The organism is Mesobacillus jeotgali, assembly GCF_014856545.2.
Classification (GTDB): domain Bacteria; phylum Bacillota; class Bacilli; order Bacillales; family Cytobacillaceae; genus Mesobacillus.
Genome location: NZ_CP109811.1, coordinates 3,876,975 through 3,895,574, shown reverse-complemented (window position 1 = coordinate 3,895,574; position 18,600 = coordinate 3,876,975). Strand labels below are relative to the sequence as shown.

Genomic DNA, 18,600 nt, shown 5'->3' with positions numbered 1-18,600 from the left:
TAATAATTTGTTCATAATTTCTGGTTAAGATGAAGACAAGTTAGAATCGAGGAGGAAAAAAGCATGAATGAATTTGAACAGCATTCCCGTTATCAAGAACAGGAACATGTCAAAAAATCATATAGATTCAAAAGTGTACTTTCGACTGTCATGGCAGGTGTGGTCGGCTCGGCGATTACACTCGCGGCTGTGAATTTTACAGAAGCAGATGCAGGAAATCAGCTTCAGCCTCAAACGGAAACAGCCACGGAAAGTAACTCAAACATCGTAACGACACCAACTTCAACAAAGAGTTCTGGCTCAATTGCTGATATTATCGAATCTTCTTCAAAATCGATTGTGGGCATTACCAACATCCAGTCAGAAAACAATCCTTTTACCCAAAGTCAGGGCAGTGTAGAAAGCGGCTCTGGATCAGGGGTAATTTTTAAAAAGAAAGGCAATAGTGCTTTCATTGTGACAAACAACCATGTCATTGAAGGGGCATCCAAGGTGGAAGTCAGCTTATATAATGGGGAAAAGGTTGCGGCAGAGGTTGTTGGAGCCGACGCATTGACTGATTTAGCGGTTGTTAAAATCGACGCAGGCAAAGCAGCGGATGTCATCGAGTTTGGTGATTCATCAGTCTTAAGAGCTGGAGACCAGGTGCTTGCGATAGGAAACCCGCTTGGCCTTGATTTATCGAGGACGGTAACGCAGGGAATTGTCAGTGCGGTAGACCGGTCCATCTCAGTACCGACTTCTGCCGGGGAATGGGAAATGAATGTCATCCAGACGGACGCAGCAATCAACCCGGGCAACAGCGGCGGTGCGTTAATCGATACGAATGGCAAGGTGATAGGCATCAACAGCTTGAAAATTTCGCAGAATGGCGTGGAAGGCCTAGGCTTTGCGATTCCAAGCAACGAGGCTTTGCCGATCGTCAACCAGCTGATAGAAAAGGGGAAAGTAGAACGCCCGTATCTGGGTGTAAGCCTTGCGGATCTGGCGCAAATACCAGATATGTATCTTGAGAATCTTCCTGACAGTATCGAGTCAGGTACGATGGTTACTTACGTAGACCCCAATTCTCCAGCAGCCAAAGCTGGCCTTCAGGAGCAGGATATCATCGTTGGAATCAATGATGAAAAAGTGGAACAGGCGAGTGACCTAAGAAGATACATGTATACGAAAATTCAAAAGAGCGACAATGTCGAATTGAAAATATACCGTGATGGCAAACAGCAAACCTTGAAGGTTGATCTGTCTGCTTCAAGCGCTGAATAATGGAGGGAAATGATGAGTGCTTTTATGAAAAACAATAAACTGCCGATTATATTTGGAGTGATCGTTTTAGTTCTTCTCTTAATCTTTGCGACAGCTTTTACAAAAACAGAAACAGCGGCAAGCGTTAATGGCGAAAAGATCACCAAGGAAGAACTTAATACTAAACTGACCGAAATGTATGGCCCTGATATTTTGGATTCGCTGATCACAAATAAAGTGATTGAAATGGAAGCGGCGAAGGCAAAGGTGAAGGTGACCGGCAATGAGATAGATGAAGAGCTGGCGAAGCTTGAGGAATCATATGGCGGTGAAGAAGCCTTTACGGCTGCGCTTGAGCAAAACCAAGTGTCAATGGACAGAATCAGAGAGGACATCGAAATATATCTGCTCGCTGAAAAAATGATGGGTTCTTCTATCGATGTAACCGAGGAGGAACTAAAGTCATATTTCGAGGAAAATAAAGATTCCTTTGATGAAAAAGAGCAGGTGAAAGCGAGCCATATACTAGTAGAAGACGAGGCGACTGCCAATAAAATCAAGGAAGAGCTTAATAGTGGTAAGGACTTTGCTGAACTGGCAAAAGAGTATTCAACGGATACAAGCAATGCCGATAACGGCGGCGACCTCGGCTATTTCGAAAAAGGAGAAATGGCTGAGGAATTCGAGAAGGCAGCATTCGCTTTGGGAACCGGTGCGGTCAGTGAACCGGTAAAAACGGAGTTTGGCTACCATATCATCAAGCTTGTTGATAAAAAAGCTGCGAAGGCCGCAAAGTTTGATGATCATAAGGATGAAATTAAAGAATTGTTATTTGACCAGAGAATCCAGGCAGAATACCCGAACTGGCTGGAGGAGAAAAAAGCAGAATATGAAATTAAAAGTTATCTATAGTTGTCCTGAGCCCCTGCAGTATTTGCAGGGGTTTTCTTGTTCCTTGACTCCGTCACCAGGAGGCAATCTATCCCGGCATGTCGAATTCTATTGCTAATATCTAAGTGATATCATGTAAAAGTTCGATATCTATCAACAAATTATAAAAATTCTTAAACAATTTAGTTGCAGGTTAAGTTTCCTATGCGATAAAATGTTTACCAAAGGAAACTTTTTGACCTACGCGCATATATTATTTTTACAAAGGACTCCTGCACCCAAAAAGTTGCCTTAAGGAAACACTTTAGAGTAAGTCCATCAATTAAGGTTTATCCCTGAATGTGAAACTTTTTCAAGCAGTTGCATAAACTAAGAATTATTGTTTTCCTTCTTGATAATTACACGGGTCAGGTTAAATTCATATTCAAAGGAGAATAAAAATGACAGAGGAGATTTTATTTGCTTTCGGTTTGACTTTATTCGCAGGTCTTGCCACCGGCATCGGAAGTATACTCGCCTTTTTCACATCGAGGACCAATACAAAGTTCCTGTCACTAGCGCTTGGTTTTTCAGCTGGAGTCATGATTTATGTATCGATGATCGAGATCTTCGTAAAAGCGAAGGATTCCCTTGTATCGGCGCTGGGGGTACAATCAGGAAACTGGGCAACCGTGGGTGGCTTTTTCGCAGGAATCTTGTTGATTGCATTAATCGATAAGTTCATACCCAAGCAAGGAAATCCACATGAACTGAAAAAGGTCGAGGACATGAATGCACCATCAAAAGCTGCCAATGATGCGGCCCTGCTGAAAATGGGCACCTTCACAGCTCTGGCAATCGGAATCCACAACTTTCCGGAAGGGATCGCCACCTTCACCTCTGCAATTCAGGACCCTGCTTTGGGTGTGGCAATTGCCATAGCGATCGCCATTCATAACATCCCAGAGGGAATCGCTGTTTCCGTACCAGTTTATTTTGCGACTGGCGATAGAAAGAAAGCTTTTAAACTATCATTTCTTTCCGGTCTTTCCGAACCGATCGGCGCACTTGCGGCATACCTTTTCTTGATGCCGTTCCTGAATGATATTATGTTTGGGGTCATTTTTGCAGCTGTAGCGGGTATCATGGTGTTCATCTCACTCGATGAATTATTGCCGGCCGCAAAAAAATATGACGAATCCCACCTCGCCATCTATGGATTGGTTGCCGGTATGGCTGTCATGGCAGTTAGCTTGCTTCTGTTCATTTAAAAAACAAGTGCTTAAAATCCTATTATTTTCCAATCTGAAAGAGTGACCTGTAAAAAAATGGTCACTCTTTTTAGTGCTTTCGATATTGGGAAAATTTTAAAATAGTCAAATATGCTTGTGACTTTTATGTAAACGTGCAGAATTACCTGATTCTAAAGACTTAAAAATGAACAGATTAGCATATTGATGTTATCAGAATATTTTAAATATAATAGATTTTGTAAAACCAGCAACACCATAAAATGCAGAGGAGTGGTTGAATGAAAAAAAGAAAAGCACTGGGAGCAGCACTACTAAGCATGACAATGGGTCTATCTATGTTTACGGCTGGGGCATTTGGCCAGGCACCAGAGGCACAGGATACATACCGGGTTTTGGTCCAGGGTCCTGCGGCTGAAAAAGCTAAGGCAAAAGATCAGTACGGCAAGAGATGGGATTTCGGAGCGAAAGGTTTTACAACAACAGTCAATGCCAAGCAATACCAGGCACTATTGAAAAATAAGAATCTACAAGTAGAAACAGTTTCCCAGGTACAGTTGGAAGCCAAGCCGGGTTCTGGCGCACAGGCAGCACCAACTGATCAAACTCCATGGGGTATGGAAGCAATCTATAATGATAATAATCTACAGGCCACATCTGGCGGAGCTGGCGTCAAGGTAGCCGTCCTCGATACAGGGGTCAATGTAAACCATGCTGATTTAGCTGGCAGCGATGAACAATGTAAGGATTTCACACAGCGTAAATCACCGATTGTCAATAATTCATGTTCCGATAAGAATGGCCATGGAACCCATGTTGCCGGTACAGTCCTTGCTCATGGCGGAACAGGCTTGGGAATTTACGGAGTGGCACCGGATGCCGACCTTTGGGCTTATAAGGTATTGAACGATAGAGGTTCAGGCTATTCGGATGATATCGCCGGAGCAATCAGGCATGCTGCAGACGAAGCGTCGCGTACTGGCTCAAAGGTAATCATCTCCATGTCACTCGGTTCTAGCAGCAAGAGCGCAATGATTGCTGATGCAGTTGACTATGCTTATGGAAAAGGTGTCCTTGTGGTTGCAGCTGCTGGTAACAGCGGACCAAATGCCAATACAATTGGTTATCCAGGTGCCCTAACAAATGCAGTAGCTGTTGCCGCTTTAGAGGATGTCCAGCAAAACGGTACATACCGTGTCGCAGACTTCTCATCCCGCGGTAACCCGCTTACTGACGGTGACTATGTGATTGGTGAGCTTGATGTGGAAGTATCCGCACCAGGAAGAGCGATTGAATCCACATGGTATGACGGTTCTTATAACACAATCAGCGGAACATCAATGGCGACTCCGCACGTATCCGGGTTGGCAGCAAAAATTTGGGCTGAAAATCCAAACATGAGCCATACCCAACTTCGTGCAGAACTTCAGAACCGCGCAAAAGCGAACGACATCCTTGGCGGATCAGGAGCAGCATCTGGTGATGACTATGCATCAGGCTTCGGTTTCCCTCGTGTGAAATAAATAGTAGTAGTGTAGAAAACCGCTTGATTGTCTGATGACGATTGAGCGGTTTTTTACTGTATTCTGGGTTGCATCTATTGGAAAAAAACGCCCGGAATTTCCAGTTCGCCAATAAAATCTGATTTTCGCCAATAAATTATAGAAATCGCCAATAAATTTAGTTTTTCGCCAATAAAAATTAAAAATCGCTAATAAAGTTGTGAAAATCGCCAATAAAATTTTTTCAATGAAGAAAAAGGCATGAAATGAATGGCATTTTAATGAAAATTAACAAGGGGCAGCCGATTTTATCGCCAAAACTTTTGTTATAGAGAGAGAATACGGATTTTATATAGTGAACTCTCTCTTTCGTATTGAGATTTTATGTTTTTATAGCGACTTTTTCATTTTTATAGCGAATTTCAACTTTATATAGCGACTTTTCTTTTTTTATAGCGAATTTCAATTTTATATAGCGAATTTCAATTTTATATAGCGAATTTCAGCTTTTTATAGCGAACTGGAAATTATCCGCGATTTTTTCCAGCCAAAAATAAATAAACCGAGCCAATCTGACTCGGTTTAAAACTTTCGTTTCGTATAAAAATTCTCGGTAAAATAAGGCTCATGCTTCGGACCGAAGGCGACGCCAACTCCGAGCAGTTTGAAGTCCGTCTTCAGGATATTTTCGCGATGGCCAAGCGAGTTCATCAAGCCTTCGTGGGCGAAAATGCTGCTGAATTGTCCATACGCGAGATTCTCTCCGGCGACGGAAAAAGCAATATCATCCTCTTCCATCCTGTCAAAAGGCGATTGTCCTTCAGGGTTAGTATGGCTGAAATACGAGTTTTCCGCCATATCGGCACTGTGCTTGCGGGCAGTTATCCTGACCTGATCGTCCCAGGTAAGAATCCCCAACCCGTGAACCACCCTTGAAGCATTGGTCAGGTCAAACAGCTGATATTCAAAGCCTTCCTTCAATGCCTCACTAGATTCGGTATAAAAGTCTGCCTTGCTTTGCTCCAATTTTTCGCTGACAATCTGGATTGCAGCGACACTATTATTTCTATGTTTATCATAAAACACCGTCACATAACTGTCGTCCAACTGATAGACATCATAGTCCTGGTCCTTTTGGAACTGGTAATAAACAAGGCCCTTTCTGATTTCGCCAAGTGGTTCACCAAGAGTCTGACGCACTGTTTCTTTCGGAGCGCCATACTTTAGGCCATTTTTGGCCGCGATCAAATCCTGGTTTGTATACAAAGCATTTACAACCCCGTCTTTGCTGTAGGAAACCAGGATGAAGTTCTGGAAATTCTCGTGATAGGCATGCCACTCGGTTCCATACTCGTTCACGGAAACCCGTTTAGGGCTGCCAAGCTGTTTTTCAACTTCGCCCTTCGCATCACCAATTCCGATATTATGGATGGTAAAGGTTTTCTCAGAAGGGGTCTCCAGCTCCGGTTTAGCCACTTTCGGCAAAAGATTTTGTTCATCCTTTGTCAATTCTTCCTTCTTCTCATCAAGCTTCCATAACAACTGATTGATCCCGCTATTGACTGTTTCCAGTGCTTTGCTGAGCTCAGGGTTTTCTTTTATTTTGTTTATTTCATTATTTAAATTTTGAAGATCTTTTTCATTCGTTAAAAATGGCCATGCAAAATAAAGCAGGGCTCCTAAAATCAAAAGGGAAAATAATCGTCCCAAGGCTTTTTCACCATCCTTTACTCCTTATCACCAATATACCCATTAATACTTGATTAAAAAAGCATACTACCCTTGCGGAAGGGCAAACTTTGTATGTAAAACTATCCAAGCTCATCGGTTGTGAAATGTTTCGCATAATGTTCATAACTCGTATGCTAAATTCTTATGGATCAGTAGTATTATTACTATTCCAATAGTGTTTATATTATCGGGGGGTCTTATATTGAAAAAACTATCACAAATTATTATTATGATTGGACTTATTCTGACACCTTTTTATACAGATGCCCATGTAAAATGGTTTACCGAAGTGGCGCCTAAGAAAGAAAGTATTGAAAACATTTTATCACCGTTATTTATGGGGCTAGCGCTTCTCGCGGCTGTGGTGCTCGCGTCACTGACGTTAATCATCCCAAGAATGACCCAATGGCCGCTAATCAAAAAGTGGGATGATTTCCTATCAGGCTTCCGGAAATACTCCAGATATTTATTAAAATACGGAACAGCCCTGGCATTGATCATCCAGGTGATTAACGGTACCTTATTTGCACCGGAGTTCCACCTGGACAGCACCTTGATGACGATTTTAGCGTGGGTTACAATTGCCCTGCTCCTTGTGCCGCATCACATTGCAACAAAAATTGGGGCGGCCATATTACTGATATTATTCTTTATGGTGACTGTAGAGTACGGAATTTTCTATATGCTTGATTACGGTTTTTATGTGGCAATCATCGGTGTGCTGCTTGTTGGCAAAACGAAGCTGGAGAAGGTTGGCTTTCCGTTTTTGTATTTGGGGACGGGGCTTTCCCTATGCTGGGTCGCTGTTGAAAAATGGGTGTACCCTACGATGTCGCTTGATATCGTCGCAAACCACCAGGTGCCTACTTTCGGGTTTGATCCAGCAGCATTTATCGTGATGGCAGCTTTTGTTGAATTTGTTGTCGGCTATTTGCTGGTCGTCGGTATTTTGAATCGTGTATTAGGTGCTGTTGTCACGGTCATCTTTATCTTAACGACCATGTTATTCGGCTTTACAGAAATCATCGGCCATTTCATGATCCATATTGTCCTGATCATCTTCATCATCGAAGGAGTTTCCTTTTATAACCCGCCAATCAAGCTGCATAAGACAAGGGTGGACCAGTTCGTTTTTATCTTTTTGAACTTCATTTTCGTTCTCTCGACCTTTGTGCTGATCTATTATCGTTTCGCTTAAACAGCCTTCAATGGAGGCTGTTTTTTCTTTTCTAAAAAAACAACTGACCACAGCGTTTCTGCATTTCTTAGAATTATCTGACCTTTTGTTGACGCTTGCTTCTGTTCTTTGTTACGATTTCTCTAGTTGCAAATGGGATGGGAGAGATGATGATGAAGCCTTATTCTTTTGAACCTGATGCGGACTTTGCCGCAGAGCTTGACCGCGAAGATATACTGGCCCGTTACCGGGATGAATTTTATCTGAAACCTGATCGTATTTATCTTGATGGAAACTCGCTTGGTCTTCTTTCAAAGAGGGCTGAACAGACACTGCTTGAATCACTGGCTGACTGGCGCGAACTGGGCATCGATGGCTGGATGGATGGCAACCATCCGTGGTTCTATTTATCTGAAAAACTTGGAGAATTGACTGCTCCGCTCGTTGGTGCTGCACCAAAGGAGGTCATTGTAAGCGGATCCACAACAGTCAACCTGCATCAGCTGGTGGCTACCTTTTACAAGCCGGAAGGCAGAAGAACAAAAATTCTCGCAGACGAATTGAATTTCCCTTCCGATATCTATGCGCTTCAAAGCCAGCTGCGGATCCATGGCTATGATCATGATACGCATTTGGTCAGGGTGAAGAGCAGGGACGGAAGATTTCTTGATGAGGACGATATCATTGAGGCAATGACGGAAGAAATTGCGCTTGTGGTACTGCCGACTGTTTTGTACCGCAGCGGGCAAATACTTGATATGGAGCGGTTGACAAGAGCAGCTCATGAACGTGGTATCCTGATTGGATTCGATGGCTGCCATTCCATTGGCGCGATTCCGCATGCCTTCTCTGATTGGGGAGTCGACTTTGCTTATTGGTGCAGCTATAAGCATCTGAATGGCGGACCTGGAGCCGTAGCAGGCCTTTATGTGAATTCAAAGCATTTTGGCGCGAAGCCGGGACTTGCAGGCTGGTTCGGTTCGAGAAAAGACAAACAGTTTGATATGGAGCATGTGCTGACACCTGCTGAAAATGCGGGGGCCTACCAGATTGGAACCCCTCATGTATTGAGTCTTGCTCCTTTGCTTGGATCATTGGAGATGTTCGCCGAGGCGGGAATTCAAAATATCCGTGAAAAATCCTTGAGTATCAATCAATATCTAATGGACCTGATTCAGCAGGAGCTTGGCGATGCCGGTTTCAAAATCGGCAGTCCAACAGAAGATTTCCGGCGGGGCGGACATGTCAGTCTCGAGCATGAAGAAGCAGCAAGGATTTGCAAGGCTTTGAAGGAAAAAGGAATCATTCCTGATTTCCGCGCTCCGAACATCGTACGCCTTGCACCTGTGGCGCTTTACACTTCCTATACTGACGTCTGGAATGCTGTCCAGATTCTAAAAGAAATCATGGAAGATAAATTATACGAGAAATTCAGCAATGAGCGCGGAGTTGTGGCGTAGGGGAGGAGACCGGGAATGAAGGAAGAGCAAAAAACACATCAAATTCATACTGATTTTTCAAAAGAGCTTTCTTATGGCAGTTACTTACAATTAGATAAAATTTTATCCAGCCAGCAGCGCCTGTCGGATCACCATGATGAAATGCTGTTCATCATCATCCACCAAGCCAGCGAACTGTGGATGAAGCTGATTTTACATGAAGTGAGCGCGGCGATTGACTGCATCCGTAAAAATGACCTGGAGCCGAGCTTCAAGATGCTCTCAAGGGTGTCGAGGATCCAGCAGCAGCTGATCCAGTCATGGAGTGTCTTGTCGACGCTGACTCCGGCTGAATATATGGAGTTCCGAGACAAGCTTGGCCATTCATCAGGGTTCCAATCCTACCAGAACCGATTGATTGAATTTGCTCTTGGCCAAAAAAGCTCACATGTACTGTCTGTTTACCAACATGATCCACAACTGTATAAACAAATGGAGGATGCGCTGCATGAACGGTCGATTTATGATGCAGCGATCAGTGCGATGGCGATGCGCGGCCTGCCGATAGATGAAGCGGCCCTAAATCGTGATTGGTCTGCTCCGTACGAACCAAATGCCAGTGTCGAGGAAGCATGGCTTACGGTGTATCGTAACGTCGATCAATATTGGGACCTGTATGAGCTTGCAGAAAAGCTTGTCGATATCGGCAGCCAGCAGCAGCTATGGCGCTTCAACCATATGAGTACTGTCGAACGAATCATCGGCCACAAAACGGGAACAGGCGGCTCTGCCGGTGTATCCTATTTGAAAAAGGTCGTCGATCACAGATTCTTCCCTGAGCTATGGAGCCTGAGGACGAAGCTATAAAAAGAAAGAAGGAAAAAGTATGGGAAATTGGATTGATATTTCGCAGGTTTTAAATAATAACATTCCCGTTTGGCCGGGTGACACACCATTTCAATATGAAGTGAGCTGGGGAATGGAAGAAAGCGGCTCCGTGAATGTCGGCCAGGTGAAAATGAGTACGCATACCGGCACACACATTGATGCGCCTTTTCATTTCGAAAACGATGGCAAAAAAGTAATTGAGCTGGATTTCAACTTATACATTGGACCTGCTCTTGTGATTCATGTGAAGAAGCCTGAAAGTATCGGAATGAAAGAGCTGCAAGGCGTGGATCTGAACGGAGTGAAACGTCTATTGATCAGGACCGACTCTTGGCAGGATAAGACTGTATTCCCGGAGTCGATTCCGCATATCGAGGCTGAATTGGCTGCCTATCTTGCTGGACATGGTGTACAATTGCTTGGTCTTGACTTGCCATCGGTGGATCCATTGGACAGCAAGGATTTGAATGCCCATCATGAATTGAACAACCAGGGTATTCATATTCTTGAAGGACTGGTACTCGATAAAATTGAACCAGGAAAATACGAGCTCGCTGCACTGCCTCTGCCGCTGGAACAGGCAGACGGCAGTCCTGTGAGAGCTGTGGTTCGGAAAATAGAATAGGATGAAGGGGCTGCCTAGATTTGGGCAGCCCTTTTTCTGTCGAAAAATATACTATGGTTGTTGTTGACCAGGTTGGTCAATGAGGAATATAATGATGTTGACCAGTTTGGTCAATAAAGTAGTTTTTTAGGAGGTCATGATGTCTTCGAAATTCTTAAGCTTGAATCCTGAAAAACAGGAACGTATTCTCAACGCTGCTCTCAAGGAGTTTGCCCAAAAAGGATACGAAAATGCCTCTACGAATGAAATGGTTAAATCAGCAGGTATCTCGAAAGGACTGCTTTTCCATTATTTTAAAAACAAGAAAGAACTATATCTGTTCCTTTATAACCACTTTACACATGTGATGGTAGAAGAGTTCTTTAATGAATTGGACCTAAATGAGCGCGACATTTTTGAACGGATGAAAACGCTGATGATCTTGAAAAACAAACTGATGGTGAAGCATCCGGAAGTATTCGAATTCACGGTTGCTGCTTCCATGGAAACCGCGGAAGAAGTAAAGGAAATATTGAATAACACAAATACAGAGCTGATCCAGGCAAGCTACAGCCGGTTATTCGAGAATATCGACACCACCAGGTTCCGGGAAGGAGTCGATATCCAAAGAGCCATCAACATCATCATGTGGACGCTCCAGGGCTTCAGTAGTCAGGAACTGGAAAAAGCTAAAAGACTGAATATTGTAAAGCCCAACTTCGATGAGGCATTCAAAGAAGCCGAAGTGTACATAGATATGATGAAGAAGGCGTTTTACAAAAGTTTATAAAAAAGAAAAGTATCTGGGAGGGTCTGGCATGAACGTGATTGAGATTAACAATCTGACAAAAATGTACGGCAAGGCCAGGGGAATTGAGGATGTCAGCTTCGATGTGAAAGAAGGGGAGATATTCGGCTTCATCGGCCCGAATGGCGCGGGGAAATCGACGACGATCCGGACGCTGCTGTCATTGATTTATCCGACCAGCGGCAGCGCGACGATCTTCGGCAAGGACATCATTACGGCTGCGCCGGAAATCAAAAAGGATATCGGTTACCTGCCATCTGAAGTGTTTTACTATGACAATATGAAGGTCATGGATTTGCTCAAGTATTCGGCAAGCTTTTACAAAAAGGATTGCACCAAACGGATAAAGGAGCTTGCTGACATCATGGAGCTGGACTTGACGAAGAAAATCGATGACCTTTCGCTTGGAAACAAGAAAAAGGTCGGCATTGTCCAGGGGCTGCTGCACGAACCGAAATTGATCATTCTTGATGAACCGACGAGCGGCCTTGATCCGCTGATGCAGCAGAAGTTCTTTGACCTTCTAGAAAAAGAAAACAAGAAAGGCGCGACAATCCTGTTTTCTTCCCATATTCTCAGCGAGGTGCAAAGGCTGTGTGACAGGGTCGCCATCATAAAGGATGGGCGGATTGTCACTGTTGAAAAAATCAGCACATTAAAAGAAAACACATACAAGAAATTCAAAATCGAATCCAAATCCGGAATCGATAAAAATCTCTTTGATCTTGAAGGTGTGAACCAGCTTGAGCAGGAAGACGGAACAATCAGCTTCCTTTTCAGGGGCAACATCAACTCCATCATGAAAAAAATCGCGGAAATCGAGGTCGCCAACCTCTGGGTGGAGGAGCCTGACCTTGAAGAGATTTTCATGCATTATTATGAAAAGGAGGAATAGGTCATGAATATATTCCTTCATGAACTGAAGGCATACCGGAAATCGACGATGATATGGACCTTGTCATTGGTGGCGCTGGTGGTGTTGTTTTTATCGATGTTTCCTTCCTTTTCAAAGGATGCGGAAGAATTCAAGAAGCTGCTTGAAGGTTTCCCGGTTGAGTTGAGAAAAGCGATTGGATTGTCGGTGGACAGCATTGCGACATTGATTGGTTTTTTCTCGTATGCGTTCCTGTACCTGAAGCTGGCGGGCGCCATTCAGGCTATGAATCTGGGAACCTCGATTTTATCGAAGGAATCCCGGGAGAAGACAGCAGACTTCCTGCTCACAAAACCAGTTACAAGGGGTCAGGTCGTTACTTCGAAGCTGCTGGCCGCGCTGGTTTCCCTGGTTACCACCAATATCGTTTTTATCGCAGCGACATTTATGATGGCATCGATCGTGGCTGGGGACGATTTTAACAAAGAAGCCTTATTCCTGATTTCGATTTCCCTATTCTTTCTTCAGCTTATATTTATGGCGCTGGGAATCGTCATTTCAGTGATTTTTCCTAAAATAAAATCGGTAATCTCTGTTTCGCTCGGTACTGTGTTCGGATTTTTCATGCTCGGAATGATCAGTTCGACAACGGAGGATGAAGCCTTGCGTTACTTAACACCCTTCAATTATTTCGACTCGACATATATCACGGAGCATGCAAGCTATGAAACTTCTTTTCTGGTAACCGGTACGCTGGTTATCATAGCTGCGGTCTCGGCCAGCTATTATTTGTACGGTAAAAAGGATGTCCATTCCGTTTAGGGAGGAGGGAAAATCTTGAATCTTTTTAAAAGGGAAATGAAAGCAAATCTCAAGTCGCTCATCATTTGGAGCATCGGTGTCATCTTTATGGTCGCTTCGGGCATGGGCAAGTTTTCTAGCCTGGAAGGGACCGGGCAATCAATGAATGCACTGATGGCCGACATGCCTAAATCGCTCCAGGCAATCATGGGTACAGGTTCGCTCGATCTGTCGACACCCATCGGTTATTTTGGAGTCCTTTTCTTGTATCTGGCCGTAATGGGAGCCATTCATGCAGCGATGCTCGGATCGAATATCATCGCCAAGGAAGAGAGAGACAAAACGGTAGAGTTCCTGCTGGTCAAACCTGTTTCGAGAACGAAAATGATCACGTCCAAGCTGTTGGCGGCTTTGGTCAATATCCTGATTTTTAATCTTGTGACCTTCGCCTCCTCCGTCGGCATGGTTCAGAAATATGCTGAAGGGGAGGACATATTGGGGGACATTACTCTGCTGATGGTCGGAATGCTTATTCTTCAGTTGCTTTTCCTAGTAATTGGGACTGCGATTGCTGCTGTTTTAAAGAACGCCAAAAAAGCCACATCTTTGGCAACAGGAATCCTGCTCATCCTCTTCATTCTGTCAATCGCAATTGATTTGACTGAAAAGCTGGAAGGATTGAAATTCCTGACTCCATTCAAATACTATGATGCAAAGCTGATTTTAGAGGAAGGCGGATTTGATCCTATGTATCTAGTGATTTCCTTCGTGCTGCTGGTTGGGCTCACCATTGTGACCTTTGTTTTTTACAGAAAAAGAGATATGAATATATGATTCCTGAGCTAAACACACCTATATGCGGGGGGTCACTTCCCATAAGTGTGGAATCGTACCCTTATGTGAGGCTTTCAACTGCTATAAGGTTACATAAAGGAGCTAAACGTACCCTTATGCGAGGTTTACGTCTGCTATAAGGGTACATTAAAGAGCTAAACGTACCCTTATGCGAGGTTTACGTCTGCTATAAGGGTACATTAAAGAGCTAAATGTACCCTTATGCGAGGTTTACGTCTGCTATAAGGGTACATTAAAGAGCTAAATGTACCCTTATGCGAGGCTTACGTCTGTATAAGGGTACATTAAAGAGCTAAATGTACCCTTATGCGAGGTTTACGTCTGCTATAAGGGTACATTTCAATAAAAGATCTAGCTCCAGCGAAGGAAATATCTTTATTTCTACCAAGGTCCATGAAAATGCATCCGCTTCTGCAAAATTGCACGAACTAGTTTTCACACAGGGCTTTTCTCAAATTCCTCGTTCACATTTTAGTAAAAAAACAGCCATCATCCTTTTCATTTTGGGTGCTATACTTAAATATGTTAAAAACTTCACATACCTACTTAATTAAAAAATAGGATAATCGATACAATACATTACACTACTAAAGAATAGGTGAGCGGAATGGATGAAAAGAAGGTCATTGTTGTTGGCGGCGGGATCACTGGGCTGGCAACAGCATATTACCTGCAAAAGGAAGCCAGGGAAAAGCAATTACCCATTAAAGTGAAATTGATTGAGGCCAGCGAACGCCTTGGTGGTGTCATCAGCACTGAGAAGCGGGATGGATTCGTTATTGAAAGAGGCCCGGATTCGATTATAGCGAGAAAGAAAAGTGCTACGAGATTGATAGAAGAAGTTGGCCTCAAAGATAAAATCATTTCTAACACAGCCGGGAAATCCTATATTTACGCTAGGGGCAAGCTTCATACAATGCCGGAAGGATCTTTCATGGGGATTCCGACGAAGGTAACTCCGTTTGCGTTATCAGGATTATTTTCACCGCTGGGGAAACTGCGTGCAGCAGGAGATTTTATTTTACCAAAAGGAGCACCGACAGCAGACCAGTCACTTGGTGCCTTTTTCCGTCATCGGCTGGGTGATGAGGTGGTCGATAATCTGATAGATCCATTATTGTCAGGTATCTATGCGGGCGATATTGATGAACTGAGCCTGATGTCCTTGTTCCCGAACTTTTATGAAATTGAGCAGAAGCATCGCAGCCTGGTGATAGGATTGAACAAATCGATGCCGAAGCCCCCGAAAACTGCCCAAAAACCTGGCTCAAAAAAGGGAATGTTCATTTCATTGTCAACGGGCCTTGAAGAGTTGATCCACCGGGTTGAAAGCCGCCTGGAAGAGGGAACTGTTATGAAGGGCACGGCTGTAAAGAAGGTAGTGAAGACAAGAAATACCTATCAAGTTCACTACGAAACTGGAGAAGTGGAAGCAGCGGACAGTGTTGTCATTACCACTGATCATTTTCATGCCCAGCGGATGCTTTCCGATTACGTATTTATGGACCAGTTTAAAGATATGCCGTCCAATTCCGTGGCAAATGTCGCGATGGCATTCCCAAAATCCGCAATCGAGAAAGATATCGACGGAACTGGCTTCCTCGTTTCAAGGAACAGCGATTTCAGGATAACTGCCTGTACCTGGACGCACAAGAAATGGCCTGGCACATCTCCTGATGATATGGCATTGCTCCGATGTTATGTCGGTAAACCGAATGACCAGGAAGCAGTGGATTTGTCAGATGAGGAGATTGTGGAACTGGTTTTAAGAGATTTGAATAAGACAATGAACATTACTGCTAGACCCCTCTTCCATGTCGTAACAAGGTGGAGAAAAGCGATGCCGCAATATACGGTCGGGCATCTTGAAAGAATCGCCCAGGTAAAAAAGCAGCTTAGCCAGGAACTTCCTGGCGTCTTCCTTGCAGGAGGGTCATTCGAGGGCGTGGGCATCCCCGGCTGTATCGACCAGGCGGAATCTGCGGTGGTGAAAGTAATCAGCCATCTAACTTCCAAGTAATATCTGCCGCTATCTTTAAAAGGTAGCGGTTTTTTACTTTTAATAGTGTGAAAGCCAAATATTTCTTTTTAAATATCTAAATCTTCTGTAAAATAGAGCTAGAAGCTTAAAAAGTTTGGGGAGATCTCTATGCGTAGTAGTTTTCCAATATTTGGAACAGATGATGAAACAATCTATAATCCTAATGAACTGCTAAGTTTATTTTTGGATTGCACAGCTGATGGATTTGCTATTGTCGATATGGAGAATCGATTTTTAAGAATAAACCAAAAGTATACCGAAATATTCGGCTATACAGAAGAAGACTTAATTGGAAGAACTTTTTATGAGTTCTCGAACCCTGATTTTGTTCCAGGAATCATAGCCCAAGTCAAGAATGGAAAAGCTTTTACAAATATGATAACACAGCGATATCACAAAGATGGATCCATGCTGGATATTGCGGTCTCCTACTCTCCGTTCAAGAATAAGCACGGGAAAATCATCGCTATCATTGCGATTTACCGTGACATCACCAAAATGGTGAACATGGAGCGTGAACTGAATAGAACGAGGGAATTGTACGAATTGATCACCGAGAATACGACTGATATGATCAAGGTGATTGATAAGAATAAAGTGATTGTATACGCTTCACCCTCGCATGAAAAAGTAATCAGTCTGAAGCCAGAGCAAATTGTCGGCAAGAGCTTGAGTGAATTTTTGACTCCTGAAGAAGATGTCATTCTTGATAAAAAGTTGAAGGAAATTTTAGAAACAGGTGAACCCCAGATTTTACGGAAGAAGTTTACGACTTGTGATCAAAACACGGTTTACACAGAGTACAATTTTTCACCGATTTACAATGAGAGAAAAGAGATAGAGTCATTTGTCAGTGTCGGCCGGAATATTACCGACCGTGTCAAGCAGGACGCGACGATCCGAAACCTCGACAGGCTTTCTGTCACCGGACAGCTGGCAGCAGGAGTAGCTCATGAAATTCGCAATCCGCTTACTTCATTAAAAGGTTTCTCAAAATTATTGCAGACATGTCTCGATAAGGAGAAGCAGGAGGATTACCTGGCTATCATCATGAATGAGCTCGACAGGATCGATACGATTGTCAATGAGTTCATGTCACTTGCAAAGCCGCAGGCGGTAAAGTTTGTAAAGGGAGACCTGAAGTCAATCCTGGACAGCACTATCAAAATCATTCACCCGCAAGCATTGTTGCATAATGTCCAAATCATCACTCATTATCCAGAAAAGAATCTGATGCTATCATGCAATCCACACCAGCTAAAACAGGTATTTTTAAATTTCCTGAAAAATGCGATTGAATCCATGCCTGAAGGCGGAAAAATTCATATTGACCTTCAGATGAAAGATTCGGGTCAGGTGCAGATAAGCATTTCAGATGAAGGAACAGGCATCGAATCAGACCGGCTTAAATACCTTGGGACGCCTTTTTATACGACAAAAGATAAAGGGATTGGACTTGGATTGACGGTGAGCAATAAAATCATCCAGGAGCATGATGGAACAATGAAGATCATAAGTGAAGAGGGTAAGGGGACCACAGTGATTGTTGAACTGGAATGTTTGGAGACATAGGGCAGAGAGAACCATAAAAAAAGCGGCTTCCTGAATCGGAAGCCGTTTTCGTGTTACTCTTCTTCTTTGTTGAACCATAATGGGTCGTTATTATCCTCTTCCCCATTATAGTTAATGAAAATTTCTTCCCCGGCGCTGATATCACGATAGGCATAGAAATCAAATGTGTGATTGTCAAAATTGATTTCATACGTTGCGTTAGGCTCGTATGAGTGGTTGAATAACATTCCATATCCGAGAAGGATAGCAGAATGATTAATGCCATATTCGAAGGCATAATCCGCCAGCGCCGTTTTCTCGATATGGACATGCTGGTCGTTCGGATACGATAGCACGGGAGCCTCATGGATCAATTCGCCTTTTGCAATATCACGAGTTGCGAATATCCCTCTATTGAATTCCCCATCGCTAATTTCAGAAGTTTTAACTTCAATCATTTTTTTCACCTGCTCGCTCTATTACATTGTTGTTACTTCCTCTTTTAGCATGACGGTTTTTTTAAAGAAATGCAAATTAATTATAAAATCTATATTTATTTCAAGAACATCCAGTGGTTTATGGCCTAGTTAAGACAGAAAAATCCACAGAAAATATAACATTATACCTATAAAACTTAAAAGGAAGCATGCCTAATTATCCACAATAAAAGCTTTGTACAGTTAAGTTATTCACAACAGAAAATTGTTAACCACCCAAATTGTGATTTAAGAACTATCTATCGGAAAAGTAGTTTCTTTTTCCTGAGCAAAAATACCTGGTTAAATTTTTAGAAAAATCAGGGTTTTTGATGGATTTTGTTGAAGAATGATTCAAATTAAGATGTGGGTAAGAGATCAGTCGGATATACACTGGTTCTCGATAAAGGCAAACCTGGTGAAAACCAGCGACGCAAAGCTAAAGGGGCTACGGCAAACCATTGCTAAGCCAGCCAGCTACCGAAAGA

At 43.2% G+C, this 18,600-nt stretch carries 16 protein-coding genes and 1 riboswitch; of the genes, 14 read left to right on the top strand and 2 right to left on the bottom strand.

All coding sequences use genetic code 11. From position 1 onward, the window contains the following. Positions 1-63 precede the first annotated feature (63 nt). The 4 genes from FOF60_RS19950 (at position 64) to FOF60_RS19935 (ending at position 4,888) form a co-directional block, all read left to right on the top strand. Entirely contained in the window at positions 64-1,266 is a 1,203-nt protein-coding gene (locus FOF60_RS19950; protein WP_192472174.1) for a S1C family serine protease, read from the top strand. A 9-nt stretch (positions 1,267-1,275) separates the two neighbouring features. Beyond that, positions 1,276-2,157 (top strand): peptidylprolyl isomerase, encoded by an 882-nt coding sequence (locus tag FOF60_RS19945; protein WP_319801544.1) that lies wholly within the window; start codon positions 1,276-1,278, stop codon positions 2,155-2,157. A gap of 419 nt (positions 2,158-2,576) precedes the next feature. Beyond that, positions 2,577-3,386 carry a zinc transporter ZupT gene (gene zupT, locus FOF60_RS19940; protein WP_192472176.1) on the top strand — a complete coding sequence of 270 codons (810 nt, stop codon included), beginning with the start codon at positions 2,577-2,579 and terminating at the stop codon, positions 3,384-3,386. 260 nt (positions 3,387-3,646) lie between these two features. Beyond that, positions 3,647-4,888 carry a S8 family peptidase gene (locus FOF60_RS19935; protein WP_192472177.1) on the top strand — a complete coding sequence of 414 codons (1,242 nt, stop codon included), beginning with the start codon at positions 3,647-3,649 and terminating at the stop codon, positions 4,886-4,888. A gap of 561 nt (positions 4,889-5,449) precedes the next feature. Here the strand turns inward: FOF60_RS19935 and FOF60_RS19930 are convergent. Continuing rightward, positions 5,450-6,577 (bottom strand): CAP domain-containing protein, encoded by a 1,128-nt coding sequence (locus tag FOF60_RS19930; protein WP_192472178.1) that lies wholly within the window; start codon positions 6,575-6,577, stop codon positions 5,450-5,452. A 250-nt stretch (positions 6,578-6,827) separates the two neighbouring features. On the opposite strand from FOF60_RS19930, the gene FOF60_RS19925 reads away from it, so the two are divergent. The 10 genes from FOF60_RS19925 to FOF60_RS19880 all read left to right on the top strand — a co-directional run bounded on the left by FOF60_RS19925 (position 6,828) and on the right by FOF60_RS19880 (position 17,657). Next, complete coding sequence (locus FOF60_RS19925) at positions 6,828-7,796, top strand: hypothetical protein (protein ID WP_413632906.1); 969 nt, start codon at positions 6,828-6,830, stop codon at positions 7,794-7,796. Between the two features lie 152 nt (positions 7,797-7,948). Then, on the top strand, positions 7,949-9,235 hold the full coding sequence (gene kynU, locus FOF60_RS19920; protein WP_192472242.1) for a kynureninase: 1,287 nt from the start codon (positions 7,949-7,951) through the stop codon (positions 9,233-9,235). Between the two features lie 15 nt (positions 9,236-9,250). Beyond that, the gene (kynA, locus tag FOF60_RS19915; RefSeq protein WP_192472180.1) at positions 9,251-10,081 is read left to right on the top strand and encodes a tryptophan 2,3-dioxygenase; all 831 of its coding nucleotides are present in this window, start codon (positions 9,251-9,253) and stop codon (positions 10,079-10,081) included. Between the two features lie 19 nt (positions 10,082-10,100). After that, the gene (gene kynB / locus FOF60_RS19910) at positions 10,101-10,727 is read left to right on the top strand and encodes an arylformamidase (protein ID WP_192472181.1); all 627 of its coding nucleotides are present in this window, start codon (positions 10,101-10,103) and stop codon (positions 10,725-10,727) included. A gap of 139 nt (positions 10,728-10,866) precedes the next feature. Next, on the top strand, positions 10,867-11,496 hold the full coding sequence (locus tag FOF60_RS19905; RefSeq protein ID WP_192472243.1) for a TetR/AcrR family transcriptional regulator: 630 nt from the start codon (positions 10,867-10,869) through the stop codon (positions 11,494-11,496). 28 nt (positions 11,497-11,524) lie between these two features. Beyond that, the gene (locus tag FOF60_RS19900; protein WP_192472182.1) at positions 11,525-12,409 is read left to right on the top strand and encodes an ABC transporter ATP-binding protein; all 885 of its coding nucleotides are present in this window, start codon (positions 11,525-11,527) and stop codon (positions 12,407-12,409) included. 3 nt (positions 12,410-12,412) lie between these two features. Further along, entirely contained in the window at positions 12,413-13,210 is a 798-nt protein-coding gene (locus tag FOF60_RS19895; protein WP_192472183.1) for an ABC transporter permease subunit, read from the top strand. 15 nt (positions 13,211-13,225) lie between these two features. Continuing rightward, on the top strand, positions 13,226-14,023 hold the full coding sequence (locus FOF60_RS19890) for a DUF2705 family protein (protein WP_192472184.1): 798 nt from the start codon (positions 13,226-13,228) through the stop codon (positions 14,021-14,023). 628 nt (positions 14,024-14,651) lie between these two features. After that, positions 14,652-16,064: a protoporphyrinogen oxidase gene (hemY, locus tag FOF60_RS19885; protein ID WP_192472185.1), complete on the top strand. Its 1,413-nt coding sequence runs from the start codon at positions 14,652-14,654 to the stop codon at positions 16,062-16,064. Positions 16,065-16,193: 129 nt separating this feature from the next. After that, the gene (locus FOF60_RS19880) at positions 16,194-17,657 is read left to right on the top strand and encodes a PAS domain-containing sensor histidine kinase (protein ID WP_192472186.1); all 1,464 of its coding nucleotides are present in this window, start codon (positions 16,194-16,196) and stop codon (positions 17,655-17,657) included. A 53-nt stretch (positions 17,658-17,710) separates the two neighbouring features. On the opposite strand, the gene FOF60_RS19875 is transcribed toward FOF60_RS19880, so the two are convergent. Beyond that, a complete protein-coding gene (locus FOF60_RS19875; RefSeq protein ID WP_192472187.1) occupies positions 17,711-18,094 on the bottom strand; it encodes an SET domain-containing protein in 384 nt (127 codons plus the stop codon). A gap of 416 nt (positions 18,095-18,510) precedes the next feature. Further along, positions 18,511-18,597, top strand: a riboswitch (cyclic di-GMP riboswitch). The last annotated feature ends 3 nt before the right edge of the window (positions 18,598-18,600 follow it).

Excerpts from the sequence above, each read along its gene's own strand:
- FOF60_RS19935 (WP_192472177.1), top strand. The coding sequence starts at position 3,647 with ATGAAAAAAAGAAAAGCACTGGGAGCAGCACTACTAAGCATGACAATG.
- FOF60_RS19905 (WP_192472243.1), top strand. The coding sequence starts at position 10,867 with ATGTCTTCGAAATTCTTAAGCTTGAATCCTGAAAAACAGGAACGTATT.
- FOF60_RS19950 (WP_192472174.1), top strand. The coding sequence starts at position 64 with ATGAATGAATTTGAACAGCATTCCCGTTATCAAGAACAGGAACATGTC.
- kynB (WP_192472181.1), top strand. The coding sequence starts at position 10,101 with ATGGGAAATTGGATTGATATTTCGCAGGTTTTAAATAATAACATTCCC.
- FOF60_RS19900 (WP_192472182.1), top strand. The coding sequence starts at position 11,525 with ATGAACGTGATTGAGATTAACAATCTGACAAAAATGTACGGCAAGGCC.
- hemY (WP_192472185.1), top strand. The coding sequence starts at position 14,652 with ATGGATGAAAAGAAGGTCATTGTTGTTGGCGGCGGGATCACTGGGCTG.
- FOF60_RS19875 (WP_192472187.1), bottom strand. The coding sequence starts at position 18,094 with ATGATTGAAGTTAAAACTTCTGAAATTAGCGATGGGGAATTCAATAGA.
- FOF60_RS19925 (WP_413632906.1), top strand. The coding sequence starts at position 6,828 with ATGATTGGACTTATTCTGACACCTTTTTATACAGATGCCCATGTAAAA.
- FOF60_RS19895 (WP_192472183.1), top strand. The coding sequence starts at position 12,413 with ATGAATATATTCCTTCATGAACTGAAGGCATACCGGAAATCGACGATG.
- FOF60_RS19945 (WP_319801544.1), top strand. The coding sequence starts at position 1,276 with ATGATGAGTGCTTTTATGAAAAACAATAAACTGCCGATTATATTTGGA.
- kynU (WP_192472242.1), top strand. The coding sequence starts at position 7,949 with ATGAAGCCTTATTCTTTTGAACCTGATGCGGACTTTGCCGCAGAGCTT.
- kynA (WP_192472180.1), top strand. The coding sequence starts at position 9,251 with ATGAAGGAAGAGCAAAAAACACATCAAATTCATACTGATTTTTCAAAA.
- FOF60_RS19880 (WP_192472186.1), top strand. The coding sequence starts at position 16,194 with ATGCGTAGTAGTTTTCCAATATTTGGAACAGATGATGAAACAATCTAT.
- zupT (WP_192472176.1), top strand. The coding sequence starts at position 2,577 with ATGACAGAGGAGATTTTATTTGCTTTCGGTTTGACTTTATTCGCAGGT.